This window comes from Streptomyces sp. NBC_01477 (genome assembly GCF_036227245.1).
Taxonomy (GTDB): Bacteria; Actinomycetota; Actinomycetes; order Streptomycetales; family Streptomycetaceae; genus Actinacidiphila.
Map to the genome: position 1 here is coordinate 1361467 of NZ_CP109445.1, position 18856 is coordinate 1380322.

The 18856-nt window shown below is 72.8% G+C and carries 19 protein-coding genes; 5 read left to right on the forward strand and 14 right to left on the reverse strand.

Annotated elements, in window-relative coordinates; all coding sequences use genetic code 11:
* The first annotated feature begins 464 nt into the window (after nucleotides 1-464).
* Entirely contained in the window at nucleotides 465-1511 is a 1047-nt protein-coding gene (locus OHA86_RS05245; RefSeq protein ID WP_329172903.1) for an NAD(P)-dependent alcohol dehydrogenase, read from the forward strand.
* Between the two features lie 23 nt (nucleotides 1512-1534).
* Here OHA86_RS05245 and OHA86_RS05250 read toward each other — a convergent pair whose 3' ends face one another.
* On the reverse strand, nucleotides 1535-2077 hold the full coding sequence (locus OHA86_RS05250) for a MarR family winged helix-turn-helix transcriptional regulator (RefSeq protein WP_329172905.1): 543 nt from the start codon (nucleotides 2075-2077) through the stop codon (nucleotides 1535-1537).
* 77 nt (nucleotides 2078-2154) lie between these two features.
* On the opposite strand from OHA86_RS05250, the gene OHA86_RS05255 reads away from it, so the two are divergent.
* Nucleotides 2155-2868: an SDR family NAD(P)-dependent oxidoreductase gene (locus tag OHA86_RS05255; RefSeq protein ID WP_329172907.1), complete on the forward strand. Its 714-nt coding sequence runs from the start codon at nucleotides 2155-2157 to the stop codon at nucleotides 2866-2868.
* Nucleotides 2869-3202: 334 nt separating this feature from the next.
* Here OHA86_RS05255 and OHA86_RS05260 read toward each other — a convergent pair whose 3' ends face one another.
* From OHA86_RS05260 to OHA86_RS05305, 10 genes are all read right to left on the reverse strand, one after another.
* On the reverse strand, nucleotides 3203-3679 hold the full coding sequence (locus OHA86_RS05260) for an allene oxide cyclase barrel-like domain-containing protein (protein WP_329172909.1): 477 nt from the start codon (nucleotides 3677-3679) through the stop codon (nucleotides 3203-3205).
* 13 nt (nucleotides 3680-3692) lie between these two features.
* The gene (locus OHA86_RS05265; RefSeq protein WP_329172910.1) at nucleotides 3693-5414 is read right to left on the reverse strand and encodes an aromatic amino acid ammonia-lyase; all 1722 of its coding nucleotides are present in this window, start codon (nucleotides 5412-5414) and stop codon (nucleotides 3693-3695) included.
* 2 nt (nucleotides 5415-5416) lie between these two features.
* Complete coding sequence (locus tag OHA86_RS05270; protein WP_329172911.1) at nucleotides 5417-6469, reverse strand: AMP-binding protein; 1053 nt, start codon at nucleotides 6467-6469, stop codon at nucleotides 5417-5419.
* Nucleotides 6466-7671, reverse strand: coding sequence for a class I adenylate-forming enzyme family protein (locus OHA86_RS05275; protein ID WP_329172912.1), 1206 nt, complete (start codon nucleotides 7669-7671; stop codon nucleotides 6466-6468). Before OHA86_RS05275 ends, OHA86_RS05270 begins: the two co-directional genes overlap by 4 nt.
* Nucleotides 7668-7952 (reverse strand): acyl carrier protein, encoded by a 285-nt coding sequence (locus OHA86_RS05280; protein ID WP_329172914.1) that lies wholly within the window; start codon nucleotides 7950-7952, stop codon nucleotides 7668-7670. The genes OHA86_RS05275 and OHA86_RS05280 overlap by 4 nt, the downstream gene beginning before the upstream one ends.
* The gene (locus OHA86_RS05285) at nucleotides 7930-8385 is read right to left on the reverse strand and encodes a hypothetical protein (protein ID WP_329172916.1); all 456 of its coding nucleotides are present in this window, start codon (nucleotides 8383-8385) and stop codon (nucleotides 7930-7932) included. The genes OHA86_RS05280 and OHA86_RS05285 overlap by 23 nt, the downstream gene beginning before the upstream one ends.
* 13 nt (nucleotides 8386-8398) lie before the next feature.
* On the reverse strand, nucleotides 8399-10132 hold the full coding sequence (locus tag OHA86_RS05290) for a prenyltransferase/squalene oxidase repeat-containing protein (RefSeq protein ID WP_329172918.1): 1734 nt from the start codon (nucleotides 10130-10132) through the stop codon (nucleotides 8399-8401).
* Nucleotides 10129-11472, reverse strand: a complete 1344-nt coding sequence (locus OHA86_RS05295) for a phenylacetate--CoA ligase family protein (protein ID WP_329172919.1) — start codon at nucleotides 11470-11472, stop codon at nucleotides 10129-10131. The genes OHA86_RS05290 and OHA86_RS05295 overlap by 4 nt, the downstream gene beginning before the upstream one ends.
* Nucleotides 11469-12920 carry an aldehyde dehydrogenase family protein gene (locus tag OHA86_RS05300; RefSeq protein WP_329172921.1) on the reverse strand — a complete coding sequence of 484 codons (1452 nt, stop codon included), beginning with the start codon at nucleotides 12918-12920 and terminating at the stop codon, nucleotides 11469-11471. The genes OHA86_RS05295 and OHA86_RS05300 overlap by 4 nt, the downstream gene beginning before the upstream one ends.
* Before the next feature lie 269 nt (nucleotides 12921-13189).
* Nucleotides 13190-14218, reverse strand: coding sequence for a 3-deoxy-7-phosphoheptulonate synthase (locus tag OHA86_RS05305; RefSeq protein ID WP_329172923.1), 1029 nt, complete (start codon nucleotides 14216-14218; stop codon nucleotides 13190-13192).
* Between the two features lie 423 nt (nucleotides 14219-14641).
* On the opposite strand from OHA86_RS05305, the gene OHA86_RS05310 reads away from it, so the two are divergent.
* The 3 genes from OHA86_RS05310 to OHA86_RS05320 are packed head-to-tail and all read left to right on the forward strand — an operon-like array spanning nucleotide 14642 to nucleotide 16775.
* Complete coding sequence (locus OHA86_RS05310) at nucleotides 14642-15244, forward strand: replication initiator (protein ID WP_443071640.1); 603 nt, start codon at nucleotides 14642-14644, stop codon at nucleotides 15242-15244.
* The gene (locus OHA86_RS05315) at nucleotides 15244-15468 is read left to right on the forward strand and encodes a helix-turn-helix domain-containing protein (protein ID WP_329172925.1); all 225 of its coding nucleotides are present in this window, start codon (nucleotides 15244-15246) and stop codon (nucleotides 15466-15468) included. The genes OHA86_RS05310 and OHA86_RS05315 overlap by 1 nt, the downstream gene beginning before the upstream one ends.
* Nucleotides 15468-16775: a tyrosine-type recombinase/integrase gene (locus OHA86_RS05320; RefSeq protein WP_329172927.1), complete on the forward strand. Its 1308-nt coding sequence runs from the start codon at nucleotides 15468-15470 to the stop codon at nucleotides 16773-16775. Before OHA86_RS05315 ends, OHA86_RS05320 begins: the two co-directional genes overlap by 1 nt.
* 75 nt (nucleotides 16776-16850) lie before the next feature.
* Here OHA86_RS05320 and OHA86_RS05325 read toward each other — a convergent pair whose 3' ends face one another.
* From OHA86_RS05325 to OHA86_RS05335, 3 genes are all read right to left on the reverse strand, one after another.
* Nucleotides 16851-17093 carry a hypothetical protein gene (locus OHA86_RS05325; RefSeq protein ID WP_071659290.1) on the reverse strand — a complete coding sequence of 81 codons (243 nt, stop codon included), beginning with the start codon at nucleotides 17091-17093 and terminating at the stop codon, nucleotides 16851-16853.
* A 13-nt stretch (nucleotides 17094-17106) separates the two neighbouring features.
* Nucleotides 17107-17508, reverse strand: coding sequence for a Fic family protein (locus OHA86_RS05330; protein ID WP_329172930.1), 402 nt, complete (start codon nucleotides 17506-17508; stop codon nucleotides 17107-17109).
* Nucleotides 17509-18146: 638 nt separating this feature from the next.
* Nucleotides 18147-18533, reverse strand: coding sequence for a winged helix-turn-helix domain-containing protein (locus OHA86_RS05335; RefSeq protein ID WP_329172931.1), 387 nt, complete (start codon nucleotides 18531-18533; stop codon nucleotides 18147-18149).
* Nucleotides 18534-18856 lie beyond the last annotated feature (323 nt).

Sequence of the window (18856 nt, forward strand, 5' to 3'; positions counted from 1 at the left end):
GACCCGCCGCGAGTGGTGGATGTGGCGGTGGTGGGCCGTGTCCGCGGCCCCGCGCCCGCGGCCCTCTCCCCGCGTCCAGCCGGTCCGGTGCCGCGGCGCGGGAAGAAGGCGGGAGGGGCGGGAGGAGCCGGAAGAATCCGCGTGGCGCGGGACACCCGACCAGCTTGACGACACGTCAGGGCGTCTCCCAGCCCCCGGCCGGTGCAGCAAGCTGCCGGGCAGGATCCTGCACGCCCCCGGCGGACACCGCCCCGGCCCCCGGCGTGCAGCAAGCTGCGCCACAACAAGCTGCATCCGGCCGCGGCGGCGCGGCACTGGGATCGCGGCGGGCGTTCCGGTTCAGTGGGGGCCGTTCCGGCGGAGGCCGGGCGGCGCCACCGCCCGTTCCCCGGACGACGCGCCGGGGACGCCCGGTTTCCCGGCCCGCCCGTGCCCGTACCGGAGTCGAAGGGAAAGGGATTCCCATGCCCGGCGTCCTCGCGCTGTCGCTTCCCGCCAAGGGAGCGCGGTTCACGCTCACCACCGTCGAACGGCGCCCGCCGCGCGCCGACGACGTCCGTATCGACATCGCCTTCTGCGGGATCTGCCACACCGACCTGCACGTCGGCCACGACGACTGGGGCGGGACGCCCTTCCCGCTCGTGCCCGGTCACGAGATCACCGGGGTGGTGTCGGAGGTCGGGGACGCCGTGACGCGGTTCGCGGTGGGCGACCGGGTGGGCGTCGGCTGCATGGTCGACTCCTGCCGCAAGTGCGCGCCGTGCACATCGGGCGAGGAGCAGTTCTGCACCGAGGGCTTCGTCAAGACGTACGCGGACCGGGACCGCGACGGGGCGGTGACCATGGGCGGCTACAGCCGGTCCATCGTCGTCTCGGAGCACTTCGTCCTGCGGATCCCGGACGCGCTCGAACTCGCCGCCGCCGCGCCGCTGTTGTGCGCGGGAGTGACCGTGTACTCGCCGCTGCGGCGGTGGGCGGCGGGGCCGGGCCGGAAGGTGGGCGTGCTCGGGATGGGCGGGCTGGGGCATCTCGGCGTCAGGATCGCCGCCGCGATGGGGGCCGAGGTCACTTTGCTGAGCCGGTCACCGGACAAGAGGGACGACGCCCTGCGGCTGGGCGCGACCCGGTTCGCCGACACCCGCGACAGCGCGGAAACGGCCCGGCTCGCCGGTCACTTCGACCTGCTGCTCAATACGGTGCCGGCGCCGCTGGACGTGGACGCGCACCTGGGCCTGCTCGGGGTCGGGGGCACCTTCGTCACCGTGGGGGCGCCGGGCGACGCGGTCGCCTCGTACAACGTGTTCTCCCTGCTGGGCGCCCGCCGCGCGATAGCGGGCTCGTCCATCGGCGGGATACGCGAGACGCAGGAGATGCTCGGCTTCTGCGCGGAGCACGGCATCGCCGCGGAGATCGAGACGATTCCGGCGGCCGGGGTGCCCGGGGCGTGGCAGAACCTGTCCGGCGTCCGCTACCGGTACGTCATCGACGTCGCCACCCTCGGCACGGCCTGACTGCGGCCCGTCGGCGCCGCGGTTCAACCCTCGTGGACCGTACGGCGCCGCACGTCGGCCATCAGCTTGTCCAGCAGCGCGATGAGCGAGGCGCGTTCGTCCGCCGACAGGCCGCCGACCAGCAGGGCCTCCCGGCCGAGCACCGTGTCGACGGACCGCTCGATGAGCGCGTGCCCCTCGTCGGTGAGGCTCACCAGGACCGTACGGCGGCCGGTGGTCCCCGGTGCGCGCCGGACGAGCCCCTCGCGTTCGGCGCGCGCGACCCGCTGGGAGATCGCCCCCGCGGTCACCAGGGTCCGCCGGGCGAGTTCGCGGGTGGTGAGGGTGTAAGGCCGACCGGAGCGGCGTATGACGCTCAGCAGGTCGAGGGTCGCCGCGTCGATCCCGGCCTCCCGCAGTGCCCTTCCGCGGTCGTCGGCGAACAGCTGGCCCAGCCACCAGATCGGCGTGACGATCTCGATCGACCCGGTGGGGGTGCCGGGGCGCTCCCGCCGCCAGGCGGCGGCGATCTCGGCCGGCGAATGGACGGGCTCCGGCCTGCCCGAGGCGGCAACGGTACCGGCCATGGGTGATCCTCCGTCAGCGGTGGCGGTGCGCGGGCTGTATGTTTAGACCTAAACGTAGCAGTCGGCAGGAGGACTCCTTGACTCACACCGTTCTCGTCACCGGAGGCACCAGCGGCATCGGCCGTGCCATCGCCGCGGCGTTCGCCGCGGACGGGGCCGAGGTCTTCGTCACCGGACGCGGTCCCGAGACCGTCGGGCAGGCCGCCAAGGAACTGGAGGTGCACGGCGTCGTCTGCGACGGGACCGACGCCGGGCAGGTCGCGTCGCTCGCCGCCCGGTTCGACACGCTGGACGTCCTGGTCAACGCCGCCGGGGGCCTGACCCGGCCGCCCGCCGAGGGCGCGTCCCTGGACGAGGTGCTGGCCGTGTGGCAGGCCAACCTGGCACAGAACCTGATCTCCGCGGTACTGACCACGGCCGCGGTCCAGGACCGGTTCACCGACGGCGCCTCCGTCATCAGCATCGGCTCGATCGGCGCCGAACGGGGCGGCGGCGCCTACGGGGCGTCCAAGGCGGCCCTGGCCGCCTGGAACGCCACGCTGTCCGCGCAGCTCGCCCCGCGCGGGGTCACGTGCAACGTCATCTCCGCGGGCTACATCGCCGGCACCAACTTCTTCCAGGGGAAGATGACCGACGAACGCCACCAAGCGCTCGTGGAGGAGACCCACGACAAGCGGCCGGGCGCGGTCGAGGACATCGCCGCGACGGCGCACTTCCTCGCGTCGTCCGGCGCCCGGCACATCACCGGCCAGACCCTCCACGTCAACGGGGGCGCCTACACCACCCGGTGACACCTCGCGGCGGTCCGCGGCAGGCGGGAAGGCCGGCGGGCGCGGGAGGCCCCCGCCGCCCGGAACGGGACCGGGCGGGACGCAGCCGTGCGGCCCGGCGCACCGCACGCCGGGCCGCACTCGGGCCGTTCACCGCTCGGGACAGCGGGCGCTCATGAGTCGTCGGGACGCCGGCCGCTCACCGGTCTTCCGAACGGTGGGCGTTCAGCTGGCGGCCGGAAGACGGCCGTTCACCGGTCGCCGCGACAGCGGGCGTCCATCCGCCGTCCGCACAGCAGCCGTACATGTGGCGTCCCGACAGCGGGCGTCCATCCGCCGTCCGGACGGCGGCCGTTCACCGGTCCAGCACGATGCGGTACGTCTCGTGCGGGGTCTGGATGTCGTTGCACGTCAGCTCGCCTGACGCGCCGCGGTAGGCGCCCGATCCGCCGGTGACGGCCATCCGTACCGACGTGGTGCCCTTGACCCACAGCGACTGGGCGGTGATCTGACCGTCCGGCAGCTGCACCGACAGCACGCAGTTGGTGGTGATCTCCTCGCCGACCAGCCTGGTCACCTGGCAGGAACTGCCGTCCTGGCCGATCTGCCGGCCGTCCCTGAAGAGCTTGTCGGCGTAGATGAACTCGTCCCCGACGCTCAGCCCCGGGTCGCCGACGTCGGTGTGCACCACGCCGTCGTTGCCGACGGCCAGGTCGATGATCCGGCCGGACCCGGCCTGCGCGGACCCTCCGGGCACAACGGAGAGCACCACCGCCAGCACTCCCCCTGCGGCGGCGACGGATTGGGCCAGGACCACGGTCTTCTTCCGCATGCGATGAACCTCCTCAGTGACGCACCGCGCCCGCCGCGATGCCCTTCTCGTGCTCGGGAAACGCGGTGTCGGCCGGGGATCCGACGACATCGCACAGGTCACGGCCGGCGGCGAAGTCGTCGTCGCCGAGGCCCGCGGCGCGGCGCAGGGCGCCGGTCTCGATCAGTCCGGTCACCGCCTCGATGTCCGCGTCCAGCCGCCGGTCGCGGCTGACGAAGGCGCTGTGCTCCCTGAGGAGTCCGTGCACCCCGCGGACAACGGGCGAGGCCTGCCCGGCCCCCCGCAGGTCGATCGCCTGGGCGAGGGCGAGCAGATGGATCGCCGCCACCTCGCGCACCAGGCCGTTGACGGTGCGCGCGTCACGGGCCGAGATGGTGCCCATGCTGACGATGTCCTGGTTGTGCGCCTCCGTGGAGCGCGAGAACACCGACACCGGCCCGGTCTGCTTGAGCGCTTCCGCCGTGACGGCCGAGGCCGCTATCTGCATCCCCTTGAAGCCGTGGTGGAGTCCCGCCTCGGGGTCGTCAGGGCGGCGCGGGACGATCAGGTCGGGCGGCAGCCCCCGGCTGAACTTCTCGTCCACGACCAGCGCGAGCTGCCGGTCCATGAGGTTGGCCAGGCCCGCCACCGCGGTCTTCAGACTGTCCATGGCCTGTCCGACGTGCCCGGCGTAGAAGTTCCCGCCGAGGTGGAGCCCGTAGTCCTCCGCGTCGAACAGCGGGTTGTCGCTGGCGGAGTTGATCTCCGTGCCGAGCCAGCCCTCCGTCCAGTCGAGGGTGTCGCGGACGATCCCGACGATCTGCGGGGCGCACCGCACCGAGTACGTGTCCTGGATCCGTTCGGCGAGCCTGAGGCAGCCCCGTCCGTCCAGCCTTTCGCGCCGCACGAGGATGTCGTCGAAGGAGGTGGCGAGCCGGGACCCGGCCAGCGCCGCCCGCATCGCCGCCGCGGACCTGACCTGCCCGGGGTGCGGCTTGTTCGCGTGGACGAAGGGGTGCAGCGCGGAGGCGTTGCCGCGCAGCGCCTCCAGCGTCATGGCGGTGGCGAGTTCCGCGACACAGACGAGTTCCCTGGCGTCCCAGGCGGCCAGGACGGCGTACGCGGCGGCGAAGGACGTTCCGTTCACCAGCCCGATGCCCTCCTTGGGGGCGAGCCGCAGCGGCTCGATGCCCTCGTCGCGCAGCGCGTCGAGCGCCGGACGTACGGCGCCGCGGTGCAGGACCTGCCCCTCGCCGATGAGCGCCGCGGCCAGGTAGCACAGCGGCACCAGGTCACCGCTGGCGCCGACCGACCCGCGTTCGGGGATCAGCGGCAGGACGTCGCGCTCCAGGCACTCCAGCAGGGTGGACACCACGCGCGGCCGGACCGCGGAGACCCCCTTGGCCAGCGCGTTGGCCCGGATGAGCATGGTCGCGCGGGCGACGGCCGGTACGGCGGGCGGCCCCACCCCGTTGAGGTGGTAGCGGACGAGGTTGCGCTGGAGCGCGTGGGCCTTTTCCGGCGGGATCTGCCGGACGCAGCTGTCGCCGAAGCCGGTGGTCACACCGTAGATCGGGATCTCCTGGGCGAGCAGCGCGTCCTTGAGGCCGACCGAGGCGTTCATCCGCCCGGCGGCGTCGGCGGCGAGGCCGACCCGGGTGTCGGCGCCGGGGCGGCGGGCGGCCGCGGCGACCGCGCGGGGCGTCAGGCCGGTCCCGTCGAGTTCGAGGTGCCGGACCGTGGGTGGGCGCGGCATGGCTAGTAGACCCCTTCGATCATCTTCCGGCCGTCCACCTCGGCGACCGGGTGGACGGACCGCAGCGAGTCACCCACGCCCTCGGGGCCGAGGACCCGGGTGGCCAGATCGCGTTCGAGGCTGTTGGGCACCAGGCCGTACGGGGTGAGGTAGTTCATGACCACCGCGCCCTGCGCGCCTTCCTCGACCGGCAGGCCGGTCGCGGGGTCGACCACGCGGTAGATGACGAAGGGGGCGTACGAGTCGAAGACCGTGTCCCCGGTGCCGTCCGGGTCGGCGCGCTGGACCGTGCCGCTGAGCACGGAGGTGCTGCCGTACGACCCCCGGAACTGCGCCTTGGGGAAGAACTCGGCGGCCAGGTAGTCCTGGGTGTCGGGGTCCATGTGCGCCCCGGTCCAGATCACCAGGCGCACCTTCTCCTGGATCAGCGCGCGGACCCCGGCGTGCTCGGCCATCCGGGCCAGCAGCGGGGGTGTGGTGATGAGGAACGCGATGTTCTGCGACCGCAGGACCAGTTCGGCCTGCTCGACCAGATGGCCGACGTAAGCAGCCGCGCCCGCGGTGTCGCCCGCGGCGATCAGGCGCTTCACCCAGCGCGGGTCCAGGTCGATGGCGAACCGGATCCCTCCCCTGGCCCGGGCGATCCGCCGGGAGTATTCGCCGAGCATGTGCGGACCGCTGGGCGCCACGGCCAGCGTGTGCCCCTGGCCGTCGTCGGGGTAGTGGGCGTTCTCCCAGGCCATGTACTGGTCGAACCAGTTCTCGAACATCACGAAGCGCTTGGGCGCGCCCGAGGTCCCGCCGCTCTCGTAGACGGCGAACACCTTCTCGTCCGGGTCCAGACCGCGCGGGATCAGGTCCTCGACGGGGACGTCCCGCAGCTCGTCCACCAGGTTGGGGAACATCAGCAGGTCATCGACGCCGCGCACGTCCTCGACGGGGTCGAAGCCCAGCCGGTTCCGGCGCTCCAGCCAGTACCGGGAGCCCGTGGCCGGGCCGAAGTGCCAGCGCATCATGGCGCGGACGTGCGCGTCCGCCTGCTCGCGGGCGTTCATGGCGTGTCACCGTGCTTTCTCGGTCCAGGGATGGAAGGTCCGGACGTGCGAGGCCCGGAGGTGGCAGGTCCGGACGTGGCAGGTCCAGGGGTGGCAGGTCCGGGGGTGCCAAGTCCGGGGGCGTTGCGGGAGGTCGTGGAAGGAGAGCGGGGGGAAGGGATCCCCGGCGGGCGTCCGAGCGCCGCGAACAGCGCCTCCCGGTCCGGTTTTCCGGTGGCGGTCCTGGGGATGCGCGCCAGCCGTACGACCACCGACGGGCTCGGGAAGTCCCGCAGGGCGGCCCTGACATCGGCCACGCCGGCCCCGCCGCTTCCGCCGCCCCGGCCGGACCAGAAGACCGCGTATCCCTCGCCCGCGATCGCGTCGCCCGACAGCGGCAGCGCGACGCATTCCGCCTGCGGCAGCGCGGCGTCGAGCCGTTCGTCCACCTGCGCCAGATGGACTTTGATCCCGTTGACCTTGACCAGGCGGCTGCCGCGCCCCAGCAGCCGGAAGCGCCCGGGGCCCGTGTATTCCACCAGGTCGCCGGTGGCCCAACGGGCGGGCGGGCGGCGCCGGTTCTCCGGGCGGGCCAGCCGCGGGCCGGCGACCACCAGTTCCTGCGCGGCGCCCGCGGGCGCCGCGTCGCGCCGGACGAAGGACACGTCGGGGAAGCCCTGCCAGTCGTCCGCCGCGCCGCCCCGCCGGGCGAGGGGCCGGTGGGCGATGCCCCCGGTCTCGGTCGACCCCAGGATCTCGTGGGCCCGCAGCAGCGGGCCGGCCCGGCGGACGAGGTCGCGGGCGGCGGGCGGCGGGACCGCCGAGCTGTGCAGGGCGACGATCGAGCCCGCGCGCTCCAGCGCCGGCCAGCCCCGGCGCAGCAGGTCCCAGGCCATCGGCACGCACACGACCAGGATCCGTTCGCCGGGGCGGACCGGCAGCGGTCGCAGGGGGTCGGCCCACGCCTCGTGGACGGGCACCTGTGCCATGCGCGGCAGCCACTGGCCGAACAGGGCGCCGAAGAGGTGCCGCGGCGGCGCGTAGGTGACCACGTGGTCGACCGGGCCGACCAGGCACCCGCCGATGAGCCGGACCTCGCGCTCCATCTGCCGCGAGTGCCGGAACCAGCTGCGGGCGGCGCCGGTACTGCCGGAGGTGTCGAAGCGGATCCCGCCGTCCGCCCCGGCCGGGGACGTGCGCGCGCCGGGTACCGGGCGCGTCATGCCACCTGGTCCTCGACGCGTTCGCGCACGTATCCGGCGGTCCGGTCCAGCGTGCTGAACCAGTAGCGCACGTCGTCGCCGACGAAGTCGACCTCGATGCCGAACTCGCCCTCGACGGCGCTGACGTACTCCAGGGCCGCCAGGCTGTCGAAGCCCGGCAGCGCGGTGGCCAGTGCCGCCTCCGGGTCCAGCGCGCGGGCGGCGTCGCCGAAGCGCTTCTCCAGGACGGCCAGGAGCCGGCCGCCGATGTCGGTGGGGTCAGTGGTGGGCAGGGTGGGCATGGCGCGGACCTTTCTGCTGGGCGTGGCCGGCCGGCGAGGCGCCGGCGTTCGTCATGGATCCCGATTCCAGGTAGAACACCTGGTCGGGCCGGGTGGGTTCGAACCGGACCATCAGGTGGGCGGTCTCCGCGTCGAGGCCGAGCGTCTGCCGGACCTCCTCGGCGAGCCCTGCCAGGTAGCGGTGGTCGCGGTCGGGGTGGACATGGCAGACGACGTACGCCCACCGGGCGCGCCGTTCCTCGCCCGCGACGTCCTGGTAGGCCGTCAGCGGCACCCCGCCGGAGTAGTACGCCATCGGCTCGGCCGTACGGAAGGAGACCACGACGTGCGCGGGGTCGGAGCCGTGTGCGGCCAGCCACCGGGTGAGGCGCAGCGCGGCCCCGAGCCGCGCCGAGGGGGTGAGCGGACTCGAGGTCACATCGACGGTCGGCATCGCGGCCTACCTTTCACGAGAGGGCCAGCGGGGGCAGGGCGTCCTGTGCGGGCGACAGGCGCATCTCCAGGCGCCGGCCCAGGCAGTCGGCGAGCGGGCCGCCGCCCGCGGAGGTCAGCGGGGTCCAGGCGAACCCGGCGTCCGCCGTGCGCACGCTGTCCAGGAAGCGGGTCAGGTGGCCGGGGTCCCAGCCGAGGCCGAAGGCGTCCGCGGCGAGCACCGCCTCGTAGGTGCTCAGCAGGTCGGGGACCCGGTTGCCCTCGTTGGCGTATCCGCCGCCGCGGACCCGGTGCCGGTCCAGCGCGTCTCTGACGCGGGCGCTGTCGGCTCCCGCGGCGGCCCGGCGCAGCGCCCTGAGCCCCTGGAGGGTGGCCCGCAGCGTGTCCCGGCCGCCGGGCACGTTGGCGTACCGGCCGGGCGCGGTCTCGCAGGAGGCCGCGTACCCGGCGATGCCGCGCATGCGGGCCGGGACGGCGTCGCCCCCGGTGAGGTGCAGGATCTCGGCGGCGGCGCACGTCGAGACCATGTCCGAGGCGCGGCCCTCCCAGTACCCGAATCCGCCGTCCGGGTTCTGGATGGCGCCGGCGAGCCAGTGCGCGATCTCGGTACGGGCGGTCGCGTCGTCCTCGAACGCCCCGGCCGACAGGGCCCACAGGGTGCAGCGCACCTCGCTGCCCCGACCCGGCATGTACATGATGCCGTTCTCGTTCGGCAGCATGCAGCTCTCGGTCCACCGCAGGGCGTCCCGCGCCCCGCCGTCCGGCAGGCGGCCGGCCAGCAGGTGGGCGGAGGTGGTGAGCACGTCCGAGGCCACGTCGGGGGCGCGGTAGGTGAACCCCGCCTGCCCGGTCCTGAAGGACAGCAGCGTCGCGACCACCCCGTCGGCGAGGTCGCCGAGGCCTGCGCCGAGTTCCCGCAGGGCTCCGACCGCGCAGAACGCGGCCCACACGTCCGGCACGGGGTAACCGGGCCAGCGGGTGAACGATCCCCCCGGCCCCAGCCGGGCCCGGATCCAGGCGACGCAGCCCGCCGGGTCCCGCGGGGCCTCGCCGAGCCGGGCCAGGGCGCTGGTGGCCCGGAACGTCGCCCACAGGCAGTCGGTGGCGTCGCCCGCCTGGAAGGTGAACCCGCCCGCCGCGCTCTGCCGGCGCCTGAGCCAGCCGGTGAGCCGCTCACGGTCCCACGGCAGCGGTTCCGCACCGCCGGTCGCCGTGCTCCAGGCGGTGACGGCGTAGTAGCAGGCCCGTACGTCGGACGCGCCGGACTTGGCGTGGGCCGGGCTCCAGGCGAGCCCGCCGTCCTCGGCCTGGAGCGCCGCCAGCCAGTCGGACAGCGCCGGCGGGGGCCGCTCGCCGTGGATCTCGGCCAGGGTGCGGACGGCGTAGTAGGTGGCCCACACGTCCGACGCCTGACCGGGCGTCATGGCGAACCCGCCGTCGGCGTGCGCCGTGCTCCACACCCAGGCGGAACTGGGCCGGCCGGTCGCGGCGCGGCTGCCGGCCGGCAGATCGGCCATCGCCTGCGTGCAGTAGTACGTGGCCCAGGCGTCGGACGTCATGCCGGCCGACCACGCGAACCCGCCGTCGGCATTCTGCCGGGAGGCGAGGTAGGCCGCGACGCCCTCCGGCGAGGGCAGGTCGCCGGTGCGGCCGAGCCAGGCCAGGGTGCGTACGGCCGCGTAGGTGCACCACAGGTCGGACTCCCCGGAGACGACCCCCGACGAGGACAGCAGCGCCTGGTACGTCATACCGGCACCACCTCGTCGACCACCCGGAAGTTGGAGCGCTTCCAGCTCTTCTGCGAGCCGCCGCTCTTCGTCGTCACCGGCAGGCGGTTGACGAACCGGACCTCGTCCCAGCGGAATCCCAGGTGCTCGCCGGTGCGCCGCTGGATGAAGTCGTTCCCGGCGGCCTCGGCCCCGCGGTCGGCGCCGGGGTCCCGCTCCAGCAGCAGCCGGGCCCATGTACCGCGCCGGTCGACCTCGATCAGGTAGCCCATGACGCCGTGGTTCGCGTAGACGATCCCTTCGAGGTCGCGGGTGCGCACCCGGCTGCCCTTGATCTCGGTGCCGTCGGTGCCGCGGCCGTGGACCGTCACCACCGGGGCGTCGCCGCCGCAGGGGCAGCCGCCGGTCAGGGTGACCTCGTCGCCCATGTCGAGGCGCAGCAGCGGCCGGGCGTCGTTGTTCAGCGGGGTGACGACGAGCCGGCCCTCGCGTCCCGCCTCCGCGGGCACCAGGCCGTCCGGGCCGGCGATCTCGAAGTGGTTGGCCCGGCGCAGCAGGTGCAGCCGGTCCCGCTCGCAGGACGCGGCGAGCGTGCCGCTCTCGGTGCTGCCGTAACTCGCGTCGAAGGCCCGCGCGTTCCACCAGTCCCCGACCATGGACCGCAGTTCCGGGGTGCTCACCTCCCCCAGCAGCATGAGGAGTTCGACCGGTTCGCGCAGCCCGTCCAGCAGGCCGCGCTTCTTCATGATCTGGGAGAACTGCAGCAGCACACCGGGCGCCACGAACACGGCGGTGGGCCGGAAGACCTCCCACAGGCCGGTGATGCGGTCCCAGTCGGAGATCCCGGTGGTGTACGGATACGCCTTGGCGTGCGGGACGTCCAGGAACTCGCACACACCGACCATCAGGTCGGCCACCGGCACGATGTCCGAGGGCAGCAGGATCAGCGCGCGGTGACCGCGGTCCGCCAGCATCGGGCGCCACGCCTCGGCGACGGACACGGTGTTGGCGATCATGTCCCTGGCGGTGCGCGGTGTGGGCGTGGGGGTCCCCGTCGTCCCCGTGGTCTGGTAATACTTCAGGCTCGCGCCGACCGGCACCCGCACGTAGTCCAGCGGCCGGGCCTTGAGGTCGTCCTTGGACGTCGCGGGCAGGTCGAGGAACGCCCGCGTCGAGAACGCGCCGAGCGAGGCGTAGGCCCGGGTCCGCCGCGCGAGGTCCCAGACGCCGGCCAGCTTCGCGGCGTAGAAGTCCGCGTAGGAGTCCGTGCCGGGGCCGGCGCCGGAGCGTACGCCGCGGGCGGTCACCTCCCCCCGTATCCGCTCCATGAAGTTCAGGTCGGCCTGGGAGTTGATCTTCATGTGCCACTCCTTTCCCTCTCCTTGGCCGCGTCGGTCGCGGCGGACGAGCCGGGGTACGGGCGCGCCGCCGGCGGCCGGCCGCCGTGGGCCAGCCCTTTGGCGCGCATCAGGAACTCCCCGAGGAAGCCGTCGTGCGGGACGTCCGGATGCGTCCAGGACGTCGGCCTGCCCACGTACACGTTGGAGACCGCCGTGAGCCCCGCCGCCTCGGCGACCAGGTCCCCGTCCCCGGTGTGCAGCGACAGCACCAGCGAGCCGTCGAGCACGTCCACGGCGTCGCGCTCGAACGGGGCCACCCATACGCACGGGAAGGGCATCTCGTACGACAGCAGCGGGTCCCGGGCGGAGGCCAGTTCCACCACCGCGGGCGTCACGGCCGCCAAGGCGCCGTCACCGGGCAGCCGTTCGGCCCTCGGCGCGAGGTGCACGACCGCGTCCCCCGCACCCTCCGCCCGCTCCAGCAGCGCCGCCGCCAGCCCTTGCGCGACGGCCCGCGGCATGCACGGCAGCAGGGCGTCCGGGTCCTGGGGCCGCGCGGGCGCCGCCTTCCCCAGCGCGACGGCCAGGTCCGCGGCGAAGCCCGCGGGGTCGTCCTCGACCAGCACGCCGGTGGTCGCCGTGCACGCCGTTCCCGCGTGGTGGAGCGCGCCGGCGACGGCGAGGCCGAGCCCGGCGTCCCGCTCCGCGTCGGCGGCGACGACCAGTTTCGAGCGGCCGGGACCCTGGACCCGCACGTCGGCGCGGTTGCGGTACCTGTCCACGACGTCCTGGCCGCCGTAGACCAGGGCGCGGTCCGCCCGCTCGACGATCACGTCCGCCGTCGCGTGGTCGCAGGGCGCCAGCACCACCTGTGTGTCCGGCAGGCCCGCCCGCCGCAATGCCGTGACGAGCCGGAAGGGGGTCAGCGGGTCCCGGTTGGAGGGGCGGACGACGATCCGGTAGCCCAGCGCCAGCGCCTCCAGCCACATGGCGTGCACCCCGGGGCTGTTGCCCGCCGCGTGCACGGCGAAGACGTCCCCGGTACGGCACCACGCGGCGCCGGCCGCGGGCGCATCCCGCGGGGCGGTGCCGGCCGGGGCGCAGCCCGCCGGCCGCGCGGCGGACGGCGCCCGGGCCACATCGCGCAGGGTCCGCGCGATGAGCGCGTCGCACTCCCTGACGACCGTGGCGGGCGTGCCCGTCAGCGCCGACACCCGCCGCTCGTGGGCCGCGAGGTCGTCGCCGAGCACCTCCTCGGTCTCGAAGACGTCGGCCGCCTTCCGCAGGACGCCCGGCACCTCCGCCGCCGGCAGGGGGGCGGCGGCCCGCAGCCGGCCGATCCAGTCGGAGACGACCAGCCCGGGGACCGACGCCAGTTCGAGGGCGGCCAGGCCCGAGGCGTCCGGCACGGCGACGCGCCTGCGCGTGCGGTAGGGCCCGGACGGGCCCAGTGCGGGGATGTCCAGCATGCTCGCCTTCCTGTTCCTTCCGGCGGTCACGGATGTTCGGGCGTACGGGGTACGCGGCCTGCGAGGCGGGGGTACGGGTGGGGGTGGGGGTGGGCTGGCGGATACGGATGCGGTACGGGCGCGGGGCGCGCCGGTACGGGCGGGGGGTGGCCCGGTACGGGCGCGGGGCGCGGGCGGCGACGGGCGGTCCGGTGCGCGGCGGCCGGGGGGCACGGTCTTCCCGCGGCAGCCGGTGCGCACGGTCACCGCGCAGCCGCCGGTGCGGGCGGTCATTGCGCGGCGGCCCGCGCGGACCGGCGCCGGCGGGTCGCCGCCGCGAGGTCCCGGAGCACGTCCACGGTGTCGGCCCACCCCATGCAGGCGTCGGTGATGCTCTGCCCGAACACGGGTTCGCCCGCGCCGAGGTCCTGGCGCCCGGGGATGAGGAAACCCTCCAGCATCACGCCCCGGATGTCGGTGTCGCCGCCGGCGACCTGCGCCGCGATCTCCCGGGCGACCACGGCCTGCTGGACGTGGTCCTTGCCGCTGTTGCCGTGGCTGGCGTCGATGACCAGGCCGGTGGGCAGCGCGGCCGCCGACAGCAGGCGCGCGGCTTCGCGGACGTTCTCCGCGCGGTAGTTGGGTGTGCCCGACGCGCCGCGAAGCACGACGTGGCAGTCGGGGTTCCCGCTGGTGCGCAGCGTGACCGCCCTGCCGTCCGGGCCGAGGCCGAGGTAGGCGTGCGGAGAGGCCGCGGAACGGATGGCGTCGACGGCGACGCCCACCGAGCCGGTGCTGCCGTTCTTCATGCCCACGGTCATGGGCAGACCGCTCGCCAACTGCCGGTGCACCTGGCTCTCCACGGTCCGCGCGCCGATGGCCCCCCAGGAGATGAGGTCGGCCAGATAGGCCGGGGCCACCGGGCTCAGCCACTCCGTCGCGACGGGCAGCCCCATTTCCGCGACCGCCAGCATCAGCGTCCGGCAGGCGCGAAGCCCCCGGTCGAGATCGTGGCTGCCGTCCAGCGCCGGGTCGCACAGCAGCCCGGTCCAGCCGAGCGTGGTGCGCGGCTTCTCGACGTACACCCGCATGACGACGGCGAGGTCCTCGGCCAGTTCACCGGCCAGCTCCCCCAGCGACTTGGCGTACGCCAGACCGGCGTCCACGTCGTGGATCGAGCACGGCCCGACCACGACGAGCAGCCGGTCGTCGGCGCCGCTGAGTACCCGCCGGGTCGTCAGCCGCCCGGCGCCCACCGAACGGGCGGCGGCCTCGGTGAGCGGAAGCTCGCTGACGAGTTCGTCGGGGGTACTCGTCAATTGCGCGCGATACCGGCCGCCGATGTCGGCCGGCACTGATTCCCCGACCGCGGGGGCGACGATTTCCTTGGTAAGTGTGTCAAGACTCTGCATCGTTCCTCAATTCGTTCTACTCAGCGCAGCAGCCGTGCGTCGGCAACGAATCATCCGGATGGCTCGCGGATCTCCGGTGTTCCGTCCACAAAGGACGGCCGGAATATCCGGTGGCGGCAACGGTGCCGCGGTACGAGCGCCCAGCAGGCACGTCATTCACGGTGCCGCCTGTCCGACCCGGCCCGCTACCTGAGCCGCGTGCAGCAAGCTGTGGTGCACCTAGCTGCACAACAGCCTGTGGAGGACGTGCAGGTCACAGCGGTGCGGCTGCTGCCCGGCAGCAGGCCCGCCACAAAGACGACGAAGCCGTGGTTGAGCAGGCGACCACCAATGAGTCGTTGGGTGTGGCGCATCGCCGCCTTCGGCACCGACGCCGAACTGACCGATCAGGCCGTGGCTGCCTACGTGGCGAAGTACGCCACCAAGTCCGCCGACGCCTCCGGCGCCCTCGACCGCGCCGTGTTCTGCCGTCCCTGCCAGGGACGCGGCGCCACCCTCCTACCCCACGGAACCCCGCTCCCGTGCACCGCCTGTGGCGGCACCGGACAGGCCCGCCCGCTACCCCGCCTCGCCGTCGCACGCCATGTACGGCAGATGATCCGCACCTGCTGGGGGCTGGGAAAGCGCCCGGAGTTTGCCGACCTCAAGCTCTGGAAGTGGGCGCACATGCTGGGTTTCCGGGGCCGCTTCTCCACCAAGTCCCGCTCCTACTCCACCACCCTCGGTGCGCTGCGCGACGCCCGCCGCACGTGGCGCACCGAACAGGCAGGCGCCCATGCCGGCACACCCGCGTCCGACCCGACGACCACCCTCGTCATCGGCCACTGGAACTACCTCGGCTCGGGCTACAGCCCCGGCGCCGCACTCCTCGCCGCCCACGTGTGGCACCGCAAGGAACTGGCACGGCAGTTCGCGGCCGAGGGGGGCTGCTGATGGCCTCACCCCCGCCCGTCGTCCTCGGCACGGAAGGGGCACCGGTGCTGGAACTGCTGACGGTGCCCCAGGTCATGGCACGCCTCCAACTCGGCCGCTCCGCCGTCTACGACCTGCTCCGCTCCGGCCAGCTCGCCTCAATCACCCTCGGCCGCGCCCGCCGCATCCCCACCCACGCCCTCACCGACTTCATCCGCACCCGCCTCGAACAGGAAGCCGCCTGATGACCACACCCCGGGACACCCCCGCATCCCGGCGCGCACGCGCCAACGGCGACGGAACCGTCTACCAGCGAAAAGACGGTCGCTGGGAAGCCGCCGGATACGTCCTCGCCCCCGGCAACACCCACCGCCGCACCCGCGTCTACGGCACCACCCGCAAAGAGGCCCTGGCCAAACTCACCGACAAGATCGCCGCCAGCAACAAGGGCGTCCCGGCACCGTCCGCGCAGGGCAGCGTGGCCGCATACCTGACGTACTGGCTGGAGACCGTCGCCGTCCACCGGCTCCGCGAGACCACCCACACCCGCTACACCGCCTGCGTTCGCCTCTACCTGCTCCCCGGCCTGGGACGGAAGAAGCTCGCCAAACTCACCGCCAAGGACGTCCGCACCTGGCTCGACCAGCTCCGCGCCACCTGCCAGTGCTGCGCACGCGGCCTCGACACCGCCCGCCACCAGCCCCAGTGCTGCGCCGTCGGGACGTGCTGCCGCAAGCGGCTTTCCCCGCTGACGCTGGCCTATGTGCACTCCGTGCTCAAGTCCGCCCTGGAGCACGCTGTACGCGAGGAGGAGATCCCCCGCAACGTCGCCCGAAACGTCCGCATGGGTACCCCACGCCCCCGCCGCTTCGAACCCCTCACCGCCGTAGAAGCCCGCGCGTTCCTCGTCGCCACCCACGGGCACCGGCTGCACGCGCTGTTCGAACTCGCCCTCCACACCGGACTCCGCAAGGGCGAACTCCTCGGCCTGCGCTGGGAAGACCTCGACCTGACCGGCGGAACCGCCAGCATCCGACGCACCCTCCAACGCACCAACTCCACTGGCCTGACCGCACTCCCGACCAAGACCCAGAGCTCCGAACGGCGCATCGCCCTGCCGACGCCGTGCCTGCGCTCCCTCGAACAGCACCGTGACCGGCAACGCCAGGAGCGCGAAGCGGCAGGGGCGGGCTGGAAGGCGAGCGGCTACGTCTTCACCCGGCCCGACGGCAACCCGATTGAGGGCGCCACCCTCACCCGGCACTTCAACACCCTGCTCCGCCGGGCTGCCCTCCGCCGCATCCGGTTCCATGATCTGCGGCACTCGGCGGCGACCCTACTCCTCGAACAGGGCGTCGAACTCGTCGTCATCAAGGAACTGTTGGGACACGCCCACCTCGGCGTGACCGCGACGGTGTACGCCCACGTCCGACTCCGCCTCCAACGCGACGCCATCGACCTCCTCGGCATCGCCCTGCGCGATCCCGTCCAGCCTGCCACACGGCCCGACGACGGCGACGAACCGCCCGTTTGCGCAGCAGCCGTCCGCTGACGTTGCCGTCAACTACTGCCGTCAAGCCCCGCGAGGCCCCGCTGGAATCGCTCCGGTGGGGCCTCGCAGCATTCGTCAGGAAATATCAACCAGCCATTCCCAGTCATTTCGACGCTCGCGCAGTCGATCGAGTGCTTGTTCGAGACAGGAATCGAGATTTGAAGATTCAGCCCGAATGAATCCTTGCTCTCCCATGGCTGGCCCTGACATAACTACAGTCCATGGCTCGCCGCCCTCTGCCATCCTCTCGTCATCTACCTTGATGATTACGGTGACACCCGAGCGGCCAAGCCTTTCCATAAGCTGCTCGATATCCATTACCCAACTCCTGTTAGTAGCCCCTCAAGGCTGACGAGATGTCATCAATGCTGTGCAGCTGGCCCTTGCCGACCCTGTCGATGACACTGCGCAAGTCCTGCGATGTCGGCCCACTCGTGACACCATTGCGCTCCATCAGCTGCTCCACGACTGCCTGCGCAGTTCGCTTATTTCCATTGTTGAACATATGGCTTCCTGCGATGTCCCGAATGACAACCGCAGACTTATCCCAGAAGCTGTTATACCTACTTGCGTTGATCATCGTATTCTCGGGAGAGCCACTCAAAAGCGTTTCTCCGCCAAATCCGCGGTTGATCCCGGTGATTTCATCCGGGGTTACGCCTGCCTTGAAACCGCCCAGACCGCACGCAGGCCCGGTGTTGTGAACCAGGACTGGCGTATTACCAGCCAGCACATAGTACGTGTGCTATGCGACCCCTCTCCACCTGCGTTTTCGCAGGTCAAGCGACTTTCGGTGTTTCGCTGAGGTGCGGGATCGGCCGGGGTTGTTCGTGGTTGTTGCCGTCACTACTGCCGTCGGCGGTATAGACCAGTCGCCTGGTCTGGGGCGTCGGCGGTCGGCCGTCGAGGTGCCCCTCGGTGGGCGTACGGCTTGCCTCGTGCGACGGCCAGTCTGGCGGCGCGCAGGCATGGGGCGGAGGGGCTGGGCGACGGCGGGCTGTCGGGAGCTTCGCTCCCCGCCGGAGGCTGCCTCAGCCACCGCCCTCGGTGAGTGCGGCGACGGACGTGAGGGTCAGCCCCCTGGCTGACCCCGTGCCTGCGATCCGGCCGTAGGACGGTCGCAGGCGACAACTTGCTCCGCCACGGGGCAAGGAGTCCTTACGCCACAACTTGCTGCCTGCGGGCATCGGTCGGACCCACCCCCTCGGCGCGGGCCCTGTCTCCGCCGGCACCCCGCTCGGGCGTCAGGCGCTTGCCCGACGACGGGTCGGTCGGCGTCGCTCGGCAGCTCCGACGGACGGGGCCCGCCTTGAACCTCGTAGAGAAAATCTGGACGCACCCCGGCCCCTGGCACGTCCTGCGGCCGACAGATCAGCAGCCTCGCTCGGTGCCGCCCGCTTCAAGGGCTTCGACGCGGGCACGCAGGGCGGTGAGCTGATTAAGCGTCTCGGCCAGTGCCAGCTCCAGTGCCTCGACGCGCGCCGCCGTCCCGCCGACGGGCGTGCTCCCCGCCTCCCCGTCACCTGAGTCGCCGTCGATGCCGTCGTCGGGGTGGGCGACGAAGGCTCCCTTGCCAGGGCGGGAGATCGCGTAGCCGTCCTGCTTCAGCAGGGCCATGGCCTTCTGCACGGACAGGCTGGAGGCCCCGAACTCCGCCATCAACACGGCCTGCGTCGGCAGCGCGTCCCCGGGCTTCAGCTCCCCGGAGCGGATCCGCTCCCGCAGGGCCTCGGCGATGAGCTCGAACGTCAGCAACACCGTGCCGCCAACCGGTCTACGCCCGCGCCGCCCCACTGTCACCGCAGGTCACCCGTCCTCTCTGCGCCACTACCACCGAAATCCGGCCCGTCCAAAACGGAAGACCGGGGCCACAATACCCGCGTCCCCACCGACCACCGAAACAGATGAGGAGGGATGCACTTGAATGCGCCGTTGAAGCGATGCTACCTTCACGCACCGCCGGTGAACACCACCGCTGACCAGGCCAGACGTCCCCGGCCCACCCTCCGCGCCCGCCATCACGCGCACCGCGCCCACATGCGCCGACCACCCGGGCCGCCCCTCAGTCACCTCTCCTCTTC